This window comes from Serratia sp. CY29653, from assembly GCF_052169255.1.
Taxonomy (GTDB): Bacteria; Pseudomonadota; Gammaproteobacteria; order Enterobacterales; family Enterobacteriaceae; genus Serratia; species Serratia sarumanii.
Genome location: NZ_JBJNLC010000001.1, coordinates 22703 through 40474, shown reverse-complemented (window position 1 = coordinate 40474; position 17772 = coordinate 22703). Strand labels below are relative to the sequence as shown.

At 61.0% G+C, this 17772-nt stretch carries 18 protein-coding genes; 6 read left to right on the top strand and 12 right to left on the bottom strand.

The window, feature by feature from the left end; genetic code table 11:
• Positions 1 to 11: 11 nt before the first annotated feature.
• Together ptsI and crr are read left to right on the top strand one after the other, a co-directional pair.
• Positions 12 to 1739: a phosphoenolpyruvate-protein phosphotransferase PtsI gene (gene ptsI / locus ACJ8HN_RS00200; RefSeq protein WP_004936461.1), complete on the top strand. Its 1728-nt coding sequence runs from the start codon at positions 12 to 14 to the stop codon at positions 1737 to 1739.
• A gap of 49 nt (positions 1740 to 1788) precedes the next feature.
• Positions 1789 to 2298, top strand: coding sequence for a PTS glucose transporter subunit IIA (crr, locus tag ACJ8HN_RS00195; protein WP_004936467.1), 510 nt, complete (start codon positions 1789 to 1791; stop codon positions 2296 to 2298).
• 74 nt (positions 2299 to 2372) lie between these two features.
• Here the strand turns inward: crr and ACJ8HN_RS00190 are convergent, their stop codons facing one another.
• The 10 genes from ACJ8HN_RS00190 to ACJ8HN_RS00145 all read right to left on the bottom strand — a co-directional run bounded on the left by ACJ8HN_RS00190 (position 2373) and on the right by ACJ8HN_RS00145 (position 11901).
• On the bottom strand, positions 2373 to 3698 hold the full coding sequence (locus ACJ8HN_RS00190; RefSeq protein WP_033649842.1) for an ATP-binding protein: 1326 nt from the start codon (positions 3696 to 3698) through the stop codon (positions 2373 to 2375).
• Positions 3699 to 3704: 6 nt separating this feature from the next.
• Positions 3705 to 4385, bottom strand: coding sequence for a response regulator transcription factor (locus ACJ8HN_RS00185; RefSeq protein ID WP_442522918.1), 681 nt, complete (start codon positions 4383 to 4385; stop codon positions 3705 to 3707).
• 257 nt (positions 4386 to 4642) lie between these two features.
• Positions 4643 to 5524: a cysteine synthase CysM gene (gene cysM / locus ACJ8HN_RS00180; protein ID WP_033638551.1), complete on the bottom strand. Its 882-nt coding sequence runs from the start codon at positions 5522 to 5524 to the stop codon at positions 4643 to 4645.
• A gap of 81 nt (positions 5525 to 5605) precedes the next feature.
• Positions 5606 to 6694 carry a sulfate/thiosulfate ABC transporter ATP-binding protein CysA gene (cysA, locus tag ACJ8HN_RS00175; RefSeq protein WP_033635460.1) on the bottom strand — a complete coding sequence of 363 codons (1089 nt, stop codon included), beginning with the start codon at positions 6692 to 6694 and terminating at the stop codon, positions 5606 to 5608.
• Positions 6684 to 7559: a sulfate/thiosulfate ABC transporter permease CysW gene (gene cysW, locus ACJ8HN_RS00170; protein ID WP_033635461.1), complete on the bottom strand. Its 876-nt coding sequence runs from the start codon at positions 7557 to 7559 to the stop codon at positions 6684 to 6686. Before cysW ends, cysA begins: the two co-directional genes overlap by 11 nt.
• Positions 7559 to 8398 (bottom strand): sulfate/thiosulfate ABC transporter permease CysT, encoded by an 840-nt coding sequence (gene cysT / locus ACJ8HN_RS00165; RefSeq protein ID WP_019453852.1) that lies wholly within the window; start codon positions 8396 to 8398, stop codon positions 7559 to 7561. Before cysT ends, cysW begins: the two co-directional genes overlap by 1 nt.
• Entirely contained in the window at positions 8399 to 9421 is a 1023-nt protein-coding gene (locus tag ACJ8HN_RS00160) for a sulfate ABC transporter substrate-binding protein (RefSeq protein ID WP_442522917.1), read from the bottom strand. It abuts the gene before it with no gap.
• A 200-nt stretch (positions 9422 to 9621) separates the two neighbouring features.
• On the bottom strand, positions 9622 to 10521 hold the full coding sequence (locus tag ACJ8HN_RS00155; protein ID WP_442522916.1) for a Dyp-type peroxidase: 900 nt from the start codon (positions 10519 to 10521) through the stop codon (positions 9622 to 9624).
• Between the two features lie 171 nt (positions 10522 to 10692).
• Positions 10693 to 11280, bottom strand: coding sequence for an RpoE-regulated lipoprotein (locus ACJ8HN_RS00150; RefSeq protein ID WP_033635465.1), 588 nt, complete (start codon positions 11278 to 11280; stop codon positions 10693 to 10695).
• 156 nt (positions 11281 to 11436) lie between these two features.
• The gene (locus ACJ8HN_RS00145; protein WP_041036188.1) at positions 11437 to 11901 is read right to left on the bottom strand and encodes a DUF2919 domain-containing protein; all 465 of its coding nucleotides are present in this window, start codon (positions 11899 to 11901) and stop codon (positions 11437 to 11439) included.
• 178 nt (positions 11902 to 12079) lie between these two features.
• On the opposite strand from ACJ8HN_RS00145, the gene ACJ8HN_RS00140 reads away from it, so the two are divergent.
• Positions 12080 to 12478, top strand: a complete 399-nt coding sequence (locus ACJ8HN_RS00140; RefSeq protein WP_060457371.1) for a YgiW/YdeI family stress tolerance OB fold protein — start codon at positions 12080 to 12082, stop codon at positions 12476 to 12478.
• Positions 12479 to 12517: 39 nt separating this feature from the next.
• On the opposite strand, the gene ACJ8HN_RS00135 is transcribed toward ACJ8HN_RS00140, so the two are convergent.
• Positions 12518 to 12943 (bottom strand): GNAT family acetyltransferase, encoded by a 426-nt coding sequence (locus tag ACJ8HN_RS00135; protein ID WP_004936504.1) that lies wholly within the window; start codon positions 12941 to 12943, stop codon positions 12518 to 12520.
• Positions 12944 to 13147: 204 nt separating this feature from the next.
• Between ACJ8HN_RS00135 and amiA the strand changes: the two genes are divergently transcribed.
• The 3 genes from amiA (at position 13148) to ACJ8HN_RS00120 (ending at position 15470) form a co-directional block, all read left to right on the top strand.
• Entirely contained in the window at positions 13148 to 14029 is an 882-nt protein-coding gene (gene amiA, locus ACJ8HN_RS00130; RefSeq protein WP_442522915.1) for an N-acetylmuramoyl-L-alanine amidase AmiA, read from the top strand.
• Positions 14030 to 14094: 65 nt separating this feature from the next.
• Positions 14095 to 15015 (top strand): oxygen-dependent coproporphyrinogen oxidase, encoded by a 921-nt coding sequence (hemF, locus tag ACJ8HN_RS00125; RefSeq protein ID WP_442522914.1) that lies wholly within the window; start codon positions 14095 to 14097, stop codon positions 15013 to 15015.
• Positions 15015 to 15470 carry a YaiI/YqxD family protein gene (locus tag ACJ8HN_RS00120; protein ID WP_041038074.1) on the top strand — a complete coding sequence of 152 codons (456 nt, stop codon included), beginning with the start codon at positions 15015 to 15017 and terminating at the stop codon, positions 15468 to 15470. The genes hemF and ACJ8HN_RS00120 overlap by 1 nt, the downstream gene beginning before the upstream one ends.
• A gap of 30 nt (positions 15471 to 15500) precedes the next feature.
• On the opposite strand, the gene ACJ8HN_RS00115 is transcribed toward ACJ8HN_RS00120, so the two are convergent.
• The gene (locus ACJ8HN_RS00115; RefSeq protein WP_442522913.1) at positions 15501 to 17741 is read right to left on the bottom strand and encodes a TonB-dependent receptor domain-containing protein; all 2241 of its coding nucleotides are present in this window, start codon (positions 17739 to 17741) and stop codon (positions 15501 to 15503) included.
• Between the last annotated feature and the right edge of the window lie 31 nt (positions 17742 to 17772).

Below are 17772 nucleotides of genomic sequence, written 5' to 3'. Positions count from 1 at the left end.
AAGGTAGGGTTATGATTTCAGGCATTTTAGTATCACCGGGCATCGCTTTTGGTAAGGCTCTCTTGCTGAAAGAAGACGACATCGTCATCAACCGGAAGAAAATCTCTGCTGATCAAGTAGAGCAGGAAGTCTCGCGTTTTCTGGCCGGCCGCGCGAAAGCGTCCGAACAGCTGGAAGCGATCAAGACCAAAGCTGGCGAAACCTTCGGCGAAGAGAAGGAAGCTATCTTCGAAGGCCACATCATGTTGCTGGAAGACGAAGAGCTTGAGCAGGAAATCATAGCCCTAATCAAAGACGATCTGGCCTCCGCAGACGCCGCCGCCTACACCGTGATCGAAGGTCAGGCGAAAGCGCTGGAAGAGCTGGACGACGAGTACCTGAAAGAACGCGCCGCCGACGTGCGCGACATCGGCAAGCGCCTGCTGCAGAACATTCTGGGCATGCCGATCGTCGATCTGGGCTCCATTCAGGACGAAGTGATCCTGGTGGCCACCGATCTGACCCCGTCCGAGACCGCGCAGCTGAACCTGGACAAAGTGCTGGGCTTCATTACCGATCTCGGCGGCCGGACTTCCCACACCTCTATCATGGCGCGCTCCCTGGAGCTGCCGGCGATCGTCGGCACCAGCGACGTGACCAAGCAGGTGAAGAACGACGACTACCTGATTCTGGATGCGGTTAACAACCAGATTTACGTTAACCCGACCGCTGACGTTATCGATCAGCTGAAAGCCGCCCAGAACCAATACATCACCGAGAAAAACGATCTGGCCAAGCTGAAGGACCTGCCGGCGATTACGCTGGACGGCCATCAGGTTGAAGTCTGCGCCAACATCGGCACCGTGCGCGACGTCGCGGGTGCAGAGCGCAACGGCGCGGAAGGCGTCGGCCTGTATCGTACCGAATTCCTGTTCATGGACCGCGACTCGCTGCCGACCGAAGACGAGCAGTTCCAGGCTTATAAAGCCGTGGCGGAAGCCATGGGCTCGCAGGCCGTGATCGTCCGCACCATGGACATCGGCGGCGACAAAGACCTGCCGTACATGAATCTGCCGAAGGAAGAGAACCCGTTCCTCGGCTGGCGCGCCATCCGCATCGCGATGGACCGCCGTGAAATCCTGCACGCCCAGCTGCGCGCCATCCTGCGCGCCTCGGCGTTCGGCAAACTGCGCATCATGTTCCCGATGATCATCTCCGTGGAGGAAGTGCGCGATCTGAAAGGCGAAATCGAGACGCTGAAGGCGCAGCTGCGCGAAGAAGGCAAGGCGTTTGACGAGAGCATCGAAGTGGGCGTGATGGTGGAAACACCGGCTGCGGCGGTCATCGCTCACCACCTGGCGAAAGAAGTCGACTTCTTTAGTATTGGGACAAACGATCTAACCCAGTATACTCTGGCGGTAGATCGCGGCAACGAGCTGATTTCTCATCTCTATAACCCGATGTCCCCATCAGTGCTAGGCCTGATCAAACAGGTTATTGATGCATCTCACGCGGAAGGCAAGTGGACCGGCATGTGCGGCGAACTGGCTGGCGATGAGCGTGCTACACTGTTGTTATTGGGCATGGGGCTGGATGAGTTCAGCATGAGTGCGATTTCAATCCCGCGCATCAAGAAAATTATTCGTAACACGAATTTCGAAGATGTGAAGGCGTTGGCAGCGCAGGCCTTGGCACAGCCAACGGCACAAGACCTGATGAATTGCGTCAATAAATTCATCGAAGAAAAAACGCTCTGCTAAACTTCCACGACACTGGAACGCCGCCCAATTTAATGCTTAGGAGAAGATCATGGGTTTGTTCGATAAACTGAAATCTCTGGTTTCTGATGACAAGAAAGACACGGGCACTATCGAGATCGTCGCTCCCCTTTCTGGCGAAATCGTCAATATCGAAGATGTGCCGGACGTAGTGTTCGCTGAAAAAATCGTTGGCGACGGTATCGCCATCAAACCGGCCGGCAACAAAATGGTTGCTCCGGTTGACGGCACCATCGGCAAGATTTTCGAAACCAACCATGCATTCTCTATCGAATCCGACAGCGGCATTGAGCTGTTCGTCCACTTCGGCATCGATACCGTAGAACTGAAAGGCGAAGGCTTCAAACGCATCGCCGAAGAAGGCCAGCGCGTCAAGAAAGGTGACGTCGTTATCGAGTTCAACCTGCCACTGCTGGAAGAGAAAGCCAAGTCTACCCTGACGCCGGTCGTTATCTCCAACATGGACGAGATCAAAGAGCTGATCAAACTGTCCGGCAGCGTGACCGTTGGCGAAACCCCGATCATCCGCATCAAGAAGTAATCGCGAATGAGCAAGAAAACGGCGCCCTCGGCGCCGTTTTTTTATCCCCTTCGTCGTATCCCGATTTCGCTACGTTATGACGGCCAGCGCGGGATGCGCAGGGTAATGACCAGGCCTTCTTTATCGCCGTTGCGCGCCTCAACCTGGCCGCCGTGCGCCAGCACCACCTTGCGGGTAATCGCCAGCCCCAGGCCGTAGCCCTTGCCCGACAGCGCCGACTTCACGCGCACGAACGGATCGAAGATGCTCGACAGCTTCGCCTCCTCGACCCCCGGCCCCTGATCGCTGACGGCGATCTGGAACTGGTTATCGACGCGCGTCAGCGCTACCGTCACCCGCTGGCCGTGGCTGGAAAAGCGCAGCGCATTGCGCACGATGTTGTCCACCGCACGCCGCATCAGCTCCGCATTGCCCTTGACGGTGTACTCCACGTCCGACTCGGCCTGCAGCACGATATCCACGCCGGGCACCTGCGCCTCGTAGCGCGCATCGCTCACCACCGCGTCCACTAACCCATAGAGATCGAAATACTCTTCGTCCGGCAGGCTGCTGTGTTCGGTACGCGACAACGCCAGCAGCTCGCCGATCATTTTGTCCAGCCGCCCCGACTCGTGTTCGATGCGCTTGAGCGAGGTTTCGACATTGCCGGCATTCTGCCGCGCCAGACCGATCGCCAGCTGCAGGCGCGCCAGCGGCGAACGCAGCTCATGCGAAACGTCGTGCAACAGCTGCTCGCGGGCGCTGACCAGCAGCTCCAGCCGCTCGGCCATGGTGTCGAAATCGCGCGCCACGTCGGACAGCTCGTCATGGCGGCGCCGCATCTTCGGAAACAGCCGTACCGAGAGATCGCCCTGCGCCACCCGATCCAGGCCGCCGCGCAGCTGACGCATCGGCCGGGTCAGGTTCCAGGCCAGCACGGCGCTGAACAGCAAACCGCCCAGCCCGCCGACCCACAGCATCGGCGCAGGAATGTTGAAGAAGTGGGAACGCCGCTCCGGCCGATACTCTTCCCGCAGCCCGCGCACGTTATAACTCAGCCAGTATCCCTGCCCTTCCCCGGTCTGCACCCAGGCAGAGATCTCTTTCGGCATCCGCCGCCCTTCAAACGCCGGTTCTTCCGGCGCGGGCGGCGGCGGTTGGGTCATCGGCGTCACCGACAGCAAACGCCTGTCATCCTCGGGCCAGTCGCGCATCAGGGCTTCCAGCGCCGGCATGCCACCGCTGCGCAACTGGGTGGCGGCCGAGGCCAGCTGCAGGCCGATCACCCGCCGCGCCATAGCGTTCTCCGGCGGCACATAGCGATCGCCATAGAGAGAAAACGCCACCCACAGCGCCTGCGTCATGATGAGGAAAGTCAGCCAAAAGCCGAGCAAAATTTTCCAGAACAGTCTTCCGCGCATATCAGGTTACCGAATGCGATAGCCGATGCTGCGCACCGTCTCGATAATGAGCTTACTGCCGGCCAACGCGCTCAGCTTCTGGCGGATATTGCTGATGTGCACGTCCACGCTGCGGTCATAGGCCTCGCGCGGGCGCCCCAGCCCCTTCTCGGACAGTTCGTCCTTCGACACCACGCGATCCGGCGCGCGCAGCAACAGCTCCAGCAGATTGAATTCCGAAGCGGTCAAATCAAACGCCTTGCCGCGCCATTCGCTGCTGCGGGTTGAAGGGTTCAGCGTCAGCTCGCCGAAGCTGATGGCGGCCTCGTCGTCCGCCTCTTGCGGCCGCTCTTCGAAACGGCGCAGCACCGCGCGCAGACGCGCCACCAGTTCGCGCGGGTAGCACGGCTTGGGCATGTAATCGTCGGCGCCCATCTCCAGGCCAATCACCCGATCGATGTTGTCGCCTTTGGCGGTCAGCATGATGATCGGCAACCGGCTCTTTTTACGCACGTCGCGCAGCACGTCGATGCCGCTCATGTCCGGCAGCATGATATCGAGGATCATCGCGGTATAGTCGCCCGACAGCGCGCCCTCCACTCCCGCCTTGCCGGTCAGCACCAGCGTGACGTCGAAGCCTTCGCCCGTCAGGTATTCGCTCAGCATGGTGCCAAGCTCCAGGTCATCGTCGACCAGTAATATTTTCATGCCTTGCTCCTTCACCGATTTTCGTTATTTTCCCGCCAATTCCGCCGGCCCGCAGCCGGTTTTACTCAATCCTTACACATCGCCGTTCGCGTCTCGCCACCGTTAGTGTGGCTGCTGTCGCGCGATTTCTCTACTTCAGTCAGGGCATTGGCATGCAGGCAGGCGCCAGCCGCCATGCTGGCGGGGCGGATATGCCATCGGTCAAAAGGGAAGTGAGAGGGGGTTTCCCGGCGGAACGCGCCGCCGGGACGGAGCGCTCAGTCGAACACGCCGGTGGAGAGGTAACGGTCACCGCGATCGCAGACGATCGCCACCACGACGCTGCCGGGATGGGCCGCCGCGACGCGCAGGGCACCGGCCACCGCGCCGCCGGAGCTGACGCCGCAGAAGATGCCTTCACGCTGCGCCAGCTGGCGCATGGTCTGCTCGGCATCGCGCTGCTCGATATCCAGCACCTGATCCACCAGCTCCGGGCGGAAAATGCCCGGCAGGTAAGCGGGCGCCCAACGGCGAATGCCGGGGATGCTGCTGCCTTCCGCCGGCTGCAGGCCGATGATCTGCACCTGCGGATTCTGGCTCTTCAGGTAACCGCCTACGCCGGTAATGGTGCCGGTGGTGCCCATGCTGGAAACAAAGTGGGTGATGCGCCCTTCGGTCTGGCGCCAGATCTCCGGGCCGGTGGTGGTGAAGTGGGCGTAGGGGTTGTCGAGGTTGTTGAACTGGTCCAGCACCTTGCCCTGCCCCTGGCGCTGCATCTCCAGCGCCAGATCGCGCGCCCCTTCCATTCCCTGCTCACGGCTGACCAGGATCAGCTCGGCACCGTAGGCGCGCATCGCCGCCTGCCGCTCCAGGCTCATGTTCTCCGGCATCAGCAGCTTCAGCGTATAGCCTTTGAGCGCGGCGATCATCGCCAGCGCAATGCCGGTGTTGCCGCTGGTGGCCTCGATCAGCACGTCGCCGGGCTTGATCTCGCCGCGCAGCTCCGCCTGCTGGATCATCGCCAACGCAGCGCGATCCTTCACCGAGCCCGCCGGGTTATTGCCTTCCAGTTTGACCCATACCTCGCTGCCCGCCTGGGCGGCCAGCCGTTGCAGTTGTACCAGCGGGGTATTCCCGATGCATTGTTCGAGCGTTGTCACGATCTTTGCCTGTGTGTTGGTGTGCGTAAAGTAAAAAGGCAACCCGGGGGTTGCCTTGAATAAAAGGGCAGCTAAAACCTATCAGGCGCTTTTGGCTAACGCAACAGGTTGCAGCAGTTGATCGCCGGCATACAGCCGCGCATTGAGGCTGCCGACGTAATAACGGCCGCCGCGCACCGGGGTTGGGTTGCCTTCCGGCAACACCACGCCGATCGGCTCCTGATGCCAGCCGATTGGCTGCACCGTCAACTGCCAGAAGTGGCCACGCGGGCTGACTTCCAGCACCTGCACCGGCAGCGGGCAGCGCTCGCTGCTTTCGGTCGCCACTTCCATTTCCCACGGGCGCAGGAACAGATCGACGCTGCCCTGGTGCATCGGCTGGAACGACAGCGGCCACTGGTGCGCGCCGACGAACAGCTGGGAGCCGCGGATCTCGCCGTTCAGGCGGTTCACTTCCCCCATGAACTCCAGCACGAAGCGGCTGGCCGGTTCGCGCATGATCTCTTCCGGCGAGCCTACCTGTTCGATATTGCCCTGGCTCATCACCACGATGCGGTCGGCCACTTCCATCGCCTCTTCCTGATCGTGGGTGACGAACACGCTGGTGAACTTCAGCTCTTCGTGCAACTGACGCAGCCAGCGGCGCAGCTCTTTGCGCACCTGCGCATCCAGCGCGCCGAACGGTTCGTCCAGCAGCAGAATTTGCGGTTCCACCGCCAGGGCGCGCGCCAACGCCACGCGCTGTTTCTGGCCGCCGGACAGCTGCGACGGATAGCGGTTGGCCAGGTGGGCCAACTGCACCATTTCCAGCAGTTGGGTGACTTTCTGTTTGATCGCCGCGGCGTTCGGCCGCTCGCGGCGCGGCAGCACGGTCAGGCCGAAGGCGATGTTGTCGAACACCGTCATGTGGCGGAACAGCGCATAGTGCTGAAATACGAAGCCCACGCGCCTGTCGCGCGCGTGCATGTGGCTGACGTCGGTGCCGTGGAAGCCCAGCTTGCCGCCGCTCTGGCTTTCCAGCCCGGCGATAATGCGCAGCAGCGTGGTCTTGCCGGAACCGGACGGCCCGAGCAGCGCCACCATCTCACCGGAAGCAATATCGAGCGAGATATCGTTCAATACCTTGGTGCGACCGAAGTACTTGTTGATGCCGTTAATCTCAATGCTCATGATTTTCCTCCCGCTCGAGGCGCGCATTTTGACGTTCCAGACGCCACTGCAGCGCGCTCTTCAAAAATAGGGTAACGATCGCCATCAAGGTCAACAGCGCGGCGGCGGTAAAGGAGCCGACGGTGTTGTAATCCTGCTGCAACAGCTCGACCTGCAGCGGCAGGCTGTAGGTTTCGCCGCGAATCGAACCGGACACCACCGACACCGCGCCGAACTCGCCGATGGCGCGCGCGTTGGTCAGCACCACGCCGTACAGCAGCGCCCAGCGAATGTTGGGCAGCGTCACGCGGCGGAACATTTGCCAGCCGGACGCCCCCAGCAGAATGGCGGCCTCGTCTTCCTGGCTGCCCTGGCTGAGCATCATCGGCACCAGCTCGCGCACCACGAAGGGGCAGGTGACGAAAATGGTCACCAACACCATGCCCGGCCAGGAGAACATGATCTGGATGTTATGCGCATCCAGCCAGCCGCCCAGCAGGCCGTTGCTGCCGTAAAACAGCAGGTAAATCAGCCCCGCCACCACCGGTGAAACGGCGAACGGGATATCGATCAGCGTCAGCAGCAGCTGGCGGCCGGGGAAAGTGAAGCGCGTCACCAGCCACGCCAGCAACGTGCCGAACACCAGGTTGAACGGCACGGTGATCAGCGCGATCAACACCGTCAGCCAAATGGCGTGCAGCATGTCCGGATCGAGCAAGTTGCTCCACATCGCGCCGAATCCTTTGGAAAAGGCCTCGGCGAAAATCGATATCATCGGCACCACCAGCAGCAGCACCGAGAACAGCGCGCCGATGGCGATCAGCGTCCACTTGCCCCAGTTGACGCGCGGGCGCTCGGCGCCGTTGAAGGCGGAAACATCAGCCATCAGTGCCCTCCTCCCAAACGTCTGCCGAAGCGGCTTTGCAAGACGTTAATGCTGAACAGCAGCAGCAGCGACGCCGCCAGGATCACCGAGGCGATGGCGCTGGCCGCCGGATAATCGAACTCCTGTAAACGCACAAAAATCATCAGCGAGGTCACTTCCGTCTTCCAGGCGATGTTGCCGGCGATGAAAATCACCGCGCCAAACTCGCCCAGGCTGCGGGTAAAGGAGATGGCGGTGCCGGCCAACAATGCCGGCGCCACCTCAGGCAATACCACGCGGCGGAAGCTCTGCCAGCGCGTGGCGCCCAGCGTCTCGGCCGCCTCTTCGTATTCCGGCCCCAGCTCTTCCAGAACCGGCTGCACGGTGCGCACCACAAACGGCAGGCTGGTGAACGCCATCGCTACCGCGATCCCAAGCCAGGTAAAGGTGACCTTGATGTCGAAGTGCGCCAGCCACTGACCGTACCAGCCGGTGGTGGAAAACAGCCCCGCCAGCGTCAGGCCGGCCACCGCGGTCGGCAGCGCAAACGGCAGATCGATCAGGCCATCCAGCAGCGAGCGGCCGGGAAAACGGTAGCGCGTCAGGATCCAGGCCATCAGCATGCCGAACACCGCGTTGAACAGGCTGGCGACGCCGGCCGCCAGCAGCGTCACTTTATACGCCGCCACCACCTGCGGGTTGGAAATCACTTCCCAGTATTGCGCCAGGCTCATCTGCGCCAGCTGCATCACCAGCGCGGTGAGCGGCAGCAGCAGGATCAAACAGGTATAAAACAGGCTGCTGCCGAGGCTGAGGCCAAATCCGGGCAGCACCCGCTTACTGGACGACAACGCCAACATTTACTTGCGCCCTGCCGCTAACAGCTGATCCAGCTCGCCACCGGTGGCGAAGTGGGTTTTCATCACCTGCGGCCAGCCGCCGAATTGATCTTCCACGCGGAACAGTTGGGTATCCGGGAATTGCCCCTTCGCCGCCGCCATCGCTTTCTGGTCATACACGCGGTAGTAGAAGCTGGTGATCACCTGCTGCGCCGCCGGGCTGTAGAGATAGTTCAGATAGGCTTTGGCCGCCTGTTCGGTGCCGTTACGCTCGACGTTTTTGTCGATCCAGGCCACCGGGAACTCCGCCAGAATATCGACCGGCGGCACGATCACTTCGTACTTGTCTTCACCGTATTGCTTGCGGATGTTGTTCACTTCGGACTCGAAGCTGATCAGCACGTCGCCCAAGCCGCGCTCAACGAAGGTGGTGGTCGCGCCGCGGCCGCCGGTATCGAACACCAGCACGTTTTTCAGGAAGCGGGTCATGAAGGCGCGGGTCTTGGCCGCGTCGTTGCCGTCGGCCTGGCTGGCGGCGCCCCAGGCGGCCAGATAGGTGTAACGGCCGTTGCCGGAGGTTTTCGGGTTCGGGAACACCAGCTTCACGTCGTCGCGCACCAGATCGTTCCAGGTGTGGATGCCCTTTGGGTTGTCCTTGCGCACCAGAAACGCCATGGTGGAATAGAACGGCGAACTGTTGTTCGGCAGGCGCGCCTGCCAGTCCGCCGGGATCAGCTGCCCGCGATCGTGCAGGATTTGCACGTCGGTGACCTGGTTGTACGTCACCACGTCGGCGCGCAGGCCCTGCAGGATCGCCAGCGCCTGCTTGGAGGAACCGGCGTGCGATTGTTTGATGGTCAGCTTATCGTTCGGATGCTGTTGATTCCACTGCTGTTCAAAGCCGGGATTCAGCGCGACGAACAATTCACGGGAAACGTCATAAGAGCTGTTCAGCAATTCCGCCGCCGGCGCGGCGCCGCTCGCCAACAGCGCAGCCGCCAGCCAACCTTTCAGCACGAGATTTTTAACCCGGTTTTGTTTCATTCTGCACCTTATCACTGAGTCATTCCTTCAGGCTTTCGCCTTATTGACGACCAGTGTATTTATAACTCGGTGCGGAGCTGTAACGCTTTTATATACCGTTTAGTGATTTACAAGCATCAAACGCTATAAGGCAGGGAATGCGAGGCGTTTTGGGGCGGGGAAACGGACCGAAGCCGGGCGAGCCGGCTTCGGCAACGGCGTCAAAGTGACAGCAGGCGAGTCAGCGATGGCGCGAAGTAGTAGCTGCCGGTCACCGCACGGCTGAAACGCAGCATCGCGTCGCGTTTGCCGTCCAGATCGCCGAACATGCTCAGCAGCTGCTGCTCAATATTGTGCAGGCGTGCGCAATAGGCGATGAAGAACAGGCCATGCTTGCCGCTGGCGGTGCCGTAAGGCAGACTCTGGCGCAGAATTTTCAGGCCTTTGCCGTTCTCTTTCAGATCGACGCGGCTGACGTGCGAGGTATCCGGGCGCTGATCGGCCGGCAGCTCTTCGCTGTCGTGCTTGGTGCGGCCGATAATCTGTTCCTGTTGTTCGGTGGTAAAGCGCTGCCACTGGCGCAGGTTGTGCTCGTAGCGCTGCACCAGCACGTAGCTACCGCCTGCGTCCTCTTCGCCTTCGGCGATCGTCGCCACTGCCGGGCGCTGCTCGCCCTGCGGATTTTCGGTGCCGTCGATGAAGCCGCTCAAATCGCGCTCTTCTACCCAGCGGAAACCGTGGGTTTCTTCTTCAATCTTGATGGCGTTGCCGAACGCCGCCAGCACCGCCTGCCCCAGCGTGAAGTTGACGTCATGGCGCAGCGACTGGATGTGGATCAGCATGTCGCGCTGGGTGGCCGGCGCCAGCCCTTTGCCGAGCGGCGTGAACGGCTTCAGCTCTTGCGCGCCCTGGCCGCTGGAGAGATCGTGCCAAACGTCGTAGCCGAAAGCGATCACCGCGCCGAGGCGTGCATCGGGGAACTGCTGCTGCAGCTCGCTCAGCGTCTGACAAAACTGCTTGCAGCCCTGGCGCAAGTCGGCGAACTCGCCCTGTACGCTGGCTTCCATAAAAATGGCGAAACGGCAGTGCTCCAGCAGAATGCCGCTCTGAACCTGTGTCATGTTGTTATCCTCAATACCAGAATCCGGCAACAGGTAAGGTATGGCGGTTGACGCGCGGGTTCCCTGTTACAAACGCGCGCTATCATACCGCAAGCACGGGCGATTGCCTTGCAGCAGCGCAAAGAAAATAGGGGTAATGCAGGCGCCGCGAACCGACGCCCGTTGAACGCGTTACTGCTGCGGCTTGGCGTGCCAGATGATTTTGCTGACCGTCCAGCTTTTCAGGGTGTCGTCCGGCGGGATGATATCCTGCGCCCCGGCCCACTTGCCGCTGAAGATGTAGGTGACGTACTTGCTCTGCTCCGCCACGCACTCCACTTTACCGGCGTCTTCGCCGCTGCCCGGTTTACAGGAACCGAACGCCTTGCTGTACATGTCGCCGAACGGCGTGCCGAGCTTGTTGCCCCACTCCGTCGCCACTTGCGGATCCAGCACGTCTACCCGCTGCAGGCGCCCTTTCGGTTCGCCGGTGATCACCAGCTTCACCTCGTCGCCGGACAGCGCCTGGTAATAAGAGACGATCTGGCCGTTGCTGGTCGCCATGCCGCCGCGCAGGCGGTAGTTGCCGTCCAGCCCGTCGTTGATGGCGCTTTCCGACATCGGCGTGCCGGCGTTGAGCTTGCCGACGCCCTTGGCGCCGACCTCCAGGCTGCTGCCGAACCAGTTGAACGGCGACAGGCTGGACCAGGAGAAATTGGACATGCTCGAACAGCCGGTCAGTAACAGCGGAAGCCCTAACAGCAGGGGGCGAATATTCATCTCTAGCTCCTTAAACATCAATGGCACGGGGCGGTAACCCGCCCCCGCCGCACTCGGCATTTTGCTGCGTGCCAGCCTCTCACAACGGCCCGCACTACGCCAACGGTTGCCAGCTTGGAGTGCGGAAAATGCGAAAAGTGCCGCACTTCTCGGCAATTAGTCGGCGTGCTCCGCCGGCGCAAAGCAGGCTTTCAGGCGCGCATTCAGCAACAGATAGCTTAGCGCCAGCGCATCGAGCAGCGCCAACGCCAGTTCCAGCCCCGGCGCATCGCCGTCCTGGCGCCACAGACTGAACAGCGAGCCGCCGAGCGACGCCAGCAGGGAGACAGCCAGCCCCCAGCGCCAGCCGCGCCACAGCCGCGGCCATTGGTGGCGGCGGCCGCTCAGCAAAAACGCCAGCGCCGCCGGCAGGCCGAGCAGCATGCCGTACCAAAAACGTTGGGTATCCGGATAAAATAGCGCCAGCAAGCTTTCGCCCTGCTCGCGCGAAGCGCCGGCCATCACGAACAGCAGCCAGGTGCGCGCCTGCAAAATCAACACGGCCCAAAATCCCAGCGGCAGCCGCAGCGCGCCGTGCTGGTCGTAATCGTCCGGGGAAAACCGGGGTGAGAATGGCTTCAACGATCGTTCCTTGCCAACAGAATAAAGACTATGGCTACAGATGGGCGCCGGCGGCGAGAATTTCAATGCGTCGGCTTAAGAAGCTCTTAAGATCGGTGTGTTTTAATCGTTAGCACTTAACAAGCAGCCCGATATCAGCGGGATGTGATTTTCGATAACGATGATAAGGAAGCGCAACATGAAAAAACTGACTCTGGCCGCTCTGATCGCGCTGTGCAGCGCACCGGTACTGGCGCAGCAAGGCGGGTTCCTCGATCCGGCCGCGCCGCAGGCCCAAACGCAACCCGCTCCTCAGGGCGGTTTCTCCGGCCCCAGCGCGGCGCTGACCACCGTGGACAAGGTGAAATCGCTGAGCGACGACACCTGGGTGATGCTGCAGGGCAATATCGAGCAGCGCATCGGCGACGACACCTATACCTTCCGCGATACCACCGGCACGCTGACGGTCGAAATCGATCGCAAGCGCTGGAACGGCCAAACCATTACGCCGAAAGACAAGGTGCAGTTGGAAGGCAAAGTGGATAAAGACTGGAGCAGCGTCGAAGTGGACGTGAAAACCGTCAAAAAGCTGCCGTAATGCACTGCGGCGGGCGGTGCAACGCCGCCCGCCGCCCGCTCAATATTCCTGATCTTCGATCAGCCGCTTGCCCAGGCTGGTGATGCCCTGGATCTCGTAGCCGAGCTTCTCGTACATCTCGACCACCGTGTCGTTGTCTTCGCGCACCATAATCTGGATCTTCGGGCAGCCACGGGCGATCAACTTCTTCTCCAGACGGTTGATCAACGCATTGGCGATGCCGCGCCCGCGATAGTCGGGATGCACCCCGAGGTAATACGCCGAGCCGCGGTGGCCGTCATAGCCGCCCATCACCGAACCGACCACTTCGCCGCCGACTTCCGCCACCAGGAACAGCTCCGGATCGTGGTTCAGCTTGCGCTCGATGTCCATTTCCGGATCGTTCCAGGGCCGCAGCAGATCGCAGCGCTCCCACAGGGTAATGACTTCTTCAAAGTCGTCTTGTCGAAATACGCGAATTTCCATCGATGTTGGCCGCTGTTAATTAAGGTGTTTATCTGATTATCGCGTGATTATTCACTTACGCAATATCAAACTGCGATTTACCGCGCTATTTGCCCAGAAATCGCCGGTAACAGGCGTAATAAATGGAAATAGTTATCGGGTCGATTAATGATTATCAATACGATATAACGTCGCAAAATAGAAACGTCGACGGAGCGTTGCGTAATGAAAAAGCAGGGTAAACCCTTCCTCAATTTTAAACCGCTTGCCGTTTCCCCGACGCGACGCCAACTTTTGCTTTCCGGCCTGGCGGTGGCGCTGCTCGGCGTGAAAAGCCAACGCGCCAGGGCGGAAGGCCTGCTGCGCAATCAGCACAGCAAACCGGCGGCGAAACCGGCCGGCGGCAAAAAACTGGTGATGATCGATCCCGGCCACGGCGGCATCGACTCCGGCGCGGTCGGCCACGAAGGCTCGCAGGAAAAACACATCGTGCTGGAAATCGCCAACCACGTGCGCCGTTTTCTGCATGAGCATGATCACGTCGAGGCGCGCCTGACGCGCGAAGAAGACGAATTCATTCCGCTGTTCCAGCGGGTGGAGATCGCCCACCAGCACCAGGCCGACCTGTTCATTTCGATTCACGCCGACGGCTTTACCAGCCCATCGGCCTCCGGCGCTTCGGTGTTCGCCCTGTCCAACCGCGGCGCCAGCAGCGCCATGGCGCGCTACCTGTCCAACCGTGAAAACGCCGCTGACGACGTGGCGGGCGGCAAGTACAAGGATCAGGACAACTACCTGCAGCAGGTGCTGTTCGATCTGGTGCAAACCGACACCATCAACAACAGCCTGACGCTCGGCCGCCACGTGCTCGGCCAAATTCGCCCAGTACACCATCTGCACAGCGACAGCACCGAACAGGCGGCGTTTGCGGTGTTGAAATCGCCGTCCATTCCCTCGGTGCTGGTGGAAACCTCGTTCATCACCAACCCGAACGAAGAGCGGCTGCTGGGCACCACCGCGTTTCGCGAGAAAATAGCCCGCGCCATCGCGGACGGCATCGTTAACTTCTTCGACTACTTCGACGCCCACCAACGCAAACCCCGCTGATGCCGCGGGCGGCGAATAAGAGTATACTCAGCGCCTTGTTCAGCCAGACGCTATAAAGACCCCGCATGAGTTTACCTAACATCGCTGAAGTAAAATCCTTCCTGCTGGCGCTGCAGGATCACATCTGCGCGCAACTCGCCCAGGCCGACGGCGGCGGCGCGTTCACCGAAGACCAATGGACGCGTGAAGAAGGCGGCGGTGGCCGCAGCCGCGTGCTGACCAACGGCGCGGTGTTCGAACAGGCGGGGGTCAACTTCTCGCACGTCTCCGGCGCCACCCTGCCGGCCTCGGCCACCGCGCACCGTCCGGAACTGGCCGGGCGCAGCTTCCAGGCGATGGGCGTCTCATTGGTTATCCACCCGCTCAGCCCCTACGTGCCCACCAGCCACGCCAACGTGCGCTTTTTCATCGCCGAAAAGCCGGGCGAGGCGCCGGTGTGGTGGTTCGGCGGCGGCTTTGATCTGACGCCGTTCTACGGCTTCGCAGAGGATGCCGTGCACTGGCACCGCACCGCGGCCGAGCTGTGCGCGCCGTTCGGCGACGAGGTCTACCCCAAATACAAACAGTGGTGCGACGATTACTTCTTCATCAAGCACCGCAACGAAGCGCGCGGCATCGGCGGCCTGTTCTATGACGATCTGAACACCCCGGACTTCGACCACTGCTTCGCCTTCACCCGCGCGGTGGGCCAGGGCTTCCTCGACGCCTATCTGCCGATCGTGGAAAAACGCAAGGCCTTGACCTGGGGCGAGCGCGAGCGTCAGTTCCAGCTGTATCGCCGCGGCCGCTACGTGGAATTCAACCTGGTATGGGATCGCGGCACGCTGTTCGGGCTGCAAACCGGCGGGCGCACCGAGTCCATTCTGATGTCGATGCCGCCGTTGGTGCGTTGGGAATATAACTACCAGCCGGACACAGGCAGCCCGGAAGCGGCACTGGCGCGCGATTTCCTGCCGGTGCGCGACTGGCTGCAGGAGCCGAAATGATGCAGATTTGGGTCGATGCAGACGCCTGTCCGAACGTGATCAAAGAGGTGCTGTTTCGCGCCGCCGATCGTACCGCCATCACCGTAACGCTGGTGGCGAACCAGCCGCTGCGCACGCCGCCGTCGAAGTACATCCGTTCGCTGCAGGTGGCGGCCGGCTTCGACGTGGCCGACAACGAGATCGTGCGCCGCTGCGCAGCGGGCGATCTGGTGATCACCGCCGACATTCCGCTGGCGGCGGAGGTGATAGAGAAAGGCGCGGTGGCGCTGAACCCGCGCGGCGAACGCTACACGCCGGACACCATCCGCGAGCGCCTCAACATGCGCGATTTTATGGATACCCTGCGCGCCAGCGGCATCCAGACCGGCGGCCCGAACGCCCTGAACCAGCGCGACCGCCAGCAGTTCGCCAACGAGCTGGACAAATGGCTGCTGCAAGCAAAGCGGGCGCAGTGATGAATGAACTGCGCCCTGCCTCGCTGCGGTTTAGAAGCGCACCTCCCCGCCGAAGATATAGGTGCGTCCACGGGCAGTGTTGGTCGGCGTGAAGTCCTGCGACTGCGACGGCAGCGAGTTCATCTTGTTCAGCGCGTCCGAGTAGTCTTTGTCCATCAGGTTTTGCACACTGAGCTTCAGCAGCAGATTGCGATTCACCTGATAGGTGCCGTACAGATCGATAATGGTCGGAATATGCGGCGCTGGCTCCTTCATCAACTGTTCGTTTTCATCGCGAATGGAATCAGGCGACAGGCGCACCGATTTGCCGGTGTATTTCACCACCCCGCCCAGCGTTAACGTCTCGTCCAGCAGGCGCACCCCGCTGTCCAGCGTGAAGTAGAATTCCGGCAGTTCGCTGACATCGCCCGCGCCGAATTCGTTGCTGGCCTGGTTGGTCGGCTGGGAGGTATGTTCCTTGCTTAACGACAGCTTGGTGAAAGCGAAACCGGCGTCGTACAGCGCTTCCAGCTCCACCCCGCGCATTTTGACCGGTTCGGGGCCGTTGCTGTACATGGTCATGCTGGCGTTGACGTCCGCGTTATCCCACTCTTCCTGCGTCGCCTGCGAACGGTTGCACTTCTGGCGGTTTTTACACACCAGGTAGGATTGGCTGGATATGTAGTTTTTGATTCTGGTTTCGAAATAGACCGCTTTCAGCTGGAAACTGTCCTGCTTGAGCAACAGATCGTGAGCATTGGCGTTGAAACCGCCCTGCCAGGTCTCCGCTTTTTCGCCCTTCAGGAACGGGTTCATCGACTGGCCGCCGCTGTTGGCGAAGAACACCTCCTGGATATTCGGCCCGCGCATCGACTTGCTGTAGCTGACGAACGGCTGCAGCCACGGCGTCACCTGCGCCGACAGCATGACCGATGGGTTGAAGCCGTGTTCGTTGCGGTTGATATTGCCGGCGCCCTGCGGGAAGCACTCTACGCGCTCGTCACAGGCTGGCTTATAGCCGGAGAGGCGATAGGCGGTGTAGTTCAGATCGAAATTCCCCTGCCAGATGCCGTAGTTGGCCTGCAATCCGCTGTACAGGCTGGAGATATCCTGCTTGCCCGACATTCCCACCGGCGAACTTTCCGCCTGATTGTCATCCGTCACCAAGCCGGAGGCCTTTTTCTTATACTCGTTGCGCACCAGCTTGCCGCCGTAGCTGAAGGCGAAATCGACATCCTGCAGGCTGAAACGGCTGGTGTTGTTGATATCCAGCGCATCGGAGATGTTTTTCGCCGTGCTGTCGCTGAACCCCGCCATGTTGTCGGACATGAACTTTTGCTCGCCGCGGCTGGTGCTGGCGGTCAGGTTGAAATCGATCAGCTCGGAGAACGGCGCGTAGTGATATTTAAGGTAGAAATCGTCGCTGTCGACGTGGCGGCGGGTGATTTTATTCTGGTAGCTGCGCGCCGACAGTTCGATGCTGTTGAAGGCATCCGGCTTGATGTCCACCTTGAACAGCTGGGATTTCGGGTTCTGGCGGTAGGTTTTATCAACGTTAAACATCTCGCTGTCGAAACCGGCGCCGTTTTTGTAGTTGGAGGTGATGGTGCTGCCGCTGATCGCCGCCATCGCTCCCAGGCTGCCGCCGTCGGCAAAGGCGGCGGTTTTGGCGCCCACGGCGATCATGCCGCTGCGGCCGATGCCGTTATTGCCCACCGAGAATTTGGTGCGCACGCCGAACGGGTTATCGGAAAACACCACGTCGTCCACGCCGATGGTGCGGAAGTTGGCGCTGCCCGCCAGCGCGTTCACCCCAGCGGAGCCGGTGGCGTTGCCGCGTGCCACGTCGACGCCGACGATAAAGTTAGGATCGATCAGCGCCCCGAACTGGCTGGTGGGCAATCCCCCGTGCGCCGCGTCGTTCGGCGAATTGCCGTAGTAGTTTTGCGTGATGCCGTCGACCATGGTGTTGACCCGGCCAAAGCCGCTCAGGCCGCGGATATTGACGCTGACCGATCCCTGGCCGGGATCGATCTGGGTATAGGTGCCCGGCATGCTGCGCAGAATGCTGTCCACCGACTCCAGATTCTTGTTTTCGTCGCGCGAGCTGAACGCACCTGGCCGCGCCAACGCGTCTTTTTCGCTGCTGTTGCCGCTGTCGGCGGCCGAGACGTTGAGCGGGCTGAACGCCACGCGGCCTTTATTATTTTCCGCCTGTTCCTGCGCGGCCGCAGCCGGCCCGTACAGCGCCAGTCCCGCGCCGATCAGGCTCGCTATCATTTTGATTTTCATATATCCCCAGAAATAGCCAATAAGGTTTGAT

Coding starts and splice junctions, on each gene's coding strand:
- cysW (WP_033635461.1), bottom strand. CDS start 7,559: ATGGCTGATGTTTCCGCCTTCAACGGCGCCGAGCGCCCGCGCGTCAAC.
- ACJ8HN_RS00115 (WP_442522913.1), bottom strand. CDS start 17,741: ATGAAAATCAAAATGATAGCGAGCCTGATCGGCGCGGGACTGGCGCTG.
- cysT (WP_019453852.1), bottom strand. CDS start 8,398: ATGTTGGCGTTGTCGTCCAGTAAGCGGGTGCTGCCCGGATTTGGCCTC.
- ACJ8HN_RS00120 (WP_041038074.1), top strand. CDS start 15,015: ATGCAGATTTGGGTCGATGCAGACGCCTGTCCGAACGTGATCAAAGAG.
- ACJ8HN_RS00140 (WP_060457371.1), top strand. CDS start 12,080: ATGAAAAAACTGACTCTGGCCGCTCTGATCGCGCTGTGCAGCGCACCG.
- ptsI (WP_004936461.1), top strand. CDS start 12: ATGATTTCAGGCATTTTAGTATCACCGGGCATCGCTTTTGGTAAGGCT.
- ACJ8HN_RS00190 (WP_033649842.1), bottom strand. CDS start 3,698: ATGCGCGGAAGACTGTTCTGGAAAATTTTGCTCGGCTTTTGGCTGACT.
- ACJ8HN_RS00150 (WP_033635465.1), bottom strand. CDS start 11,280: ATGAATATTCGCCCCCTGCTGTTAGGGCTTCCGCTGTTACTGACCGGC.
- ACJ8HN_RS00155 (WP_442522916.1), bottom strand. CDS start 10,521: ATGACACAGGTTCAGAGCGGCATTCTGCTGGAGCACTGCCGTTTCGCC.
- ACJ8HN_RS00185 (WP_442522918.1), bottom strand. CDS start 4,385: ATGAAAATATTACTGGTCGACGATGACCTGGAGCTTGGCACCATGCTG.
- ACJ8HN_RS00135 (WP_004936504.1), bottom strand. CDS start 12,943: ATGGAAATTCGCGTATTTCGACAAGACGACTTTGAAGAAGTCATTACC.
- ACJ8HN_RS00160 (WP_442522917.1), bottom strand. CDS start 9,421: ATGAAACAAAACCGGGTTAAAAATCTCGTGCTGAAAGGTTGGCTGGCG.
- cysA (WP_033635460.1), bottom strand. CDS start 6,694: ATGAGCATTGAGATTAACGGCATCAACAAGTACTTCGGTCGCACCAAG.
- amiA (WP_442522915.1), top strand. CDS start 13,148: ATGAAAAAGCAGGGTAAACCCTTCCTCAATTTTAAACCGCTTGCCGTT.
- hemF (WP_442522914.1), top strand. CDS start 14,095: ATGAGTTTACCTAACATCGCTGAAGTAAAATCCTTCCTGCTGGCGCTG.
- crr (WP_004936467.1), top strand. CDS start 1,789: ATGGGTTTGTTCGATAAACTGAAATCTCTGGTTTCTGATGACAAGAAA.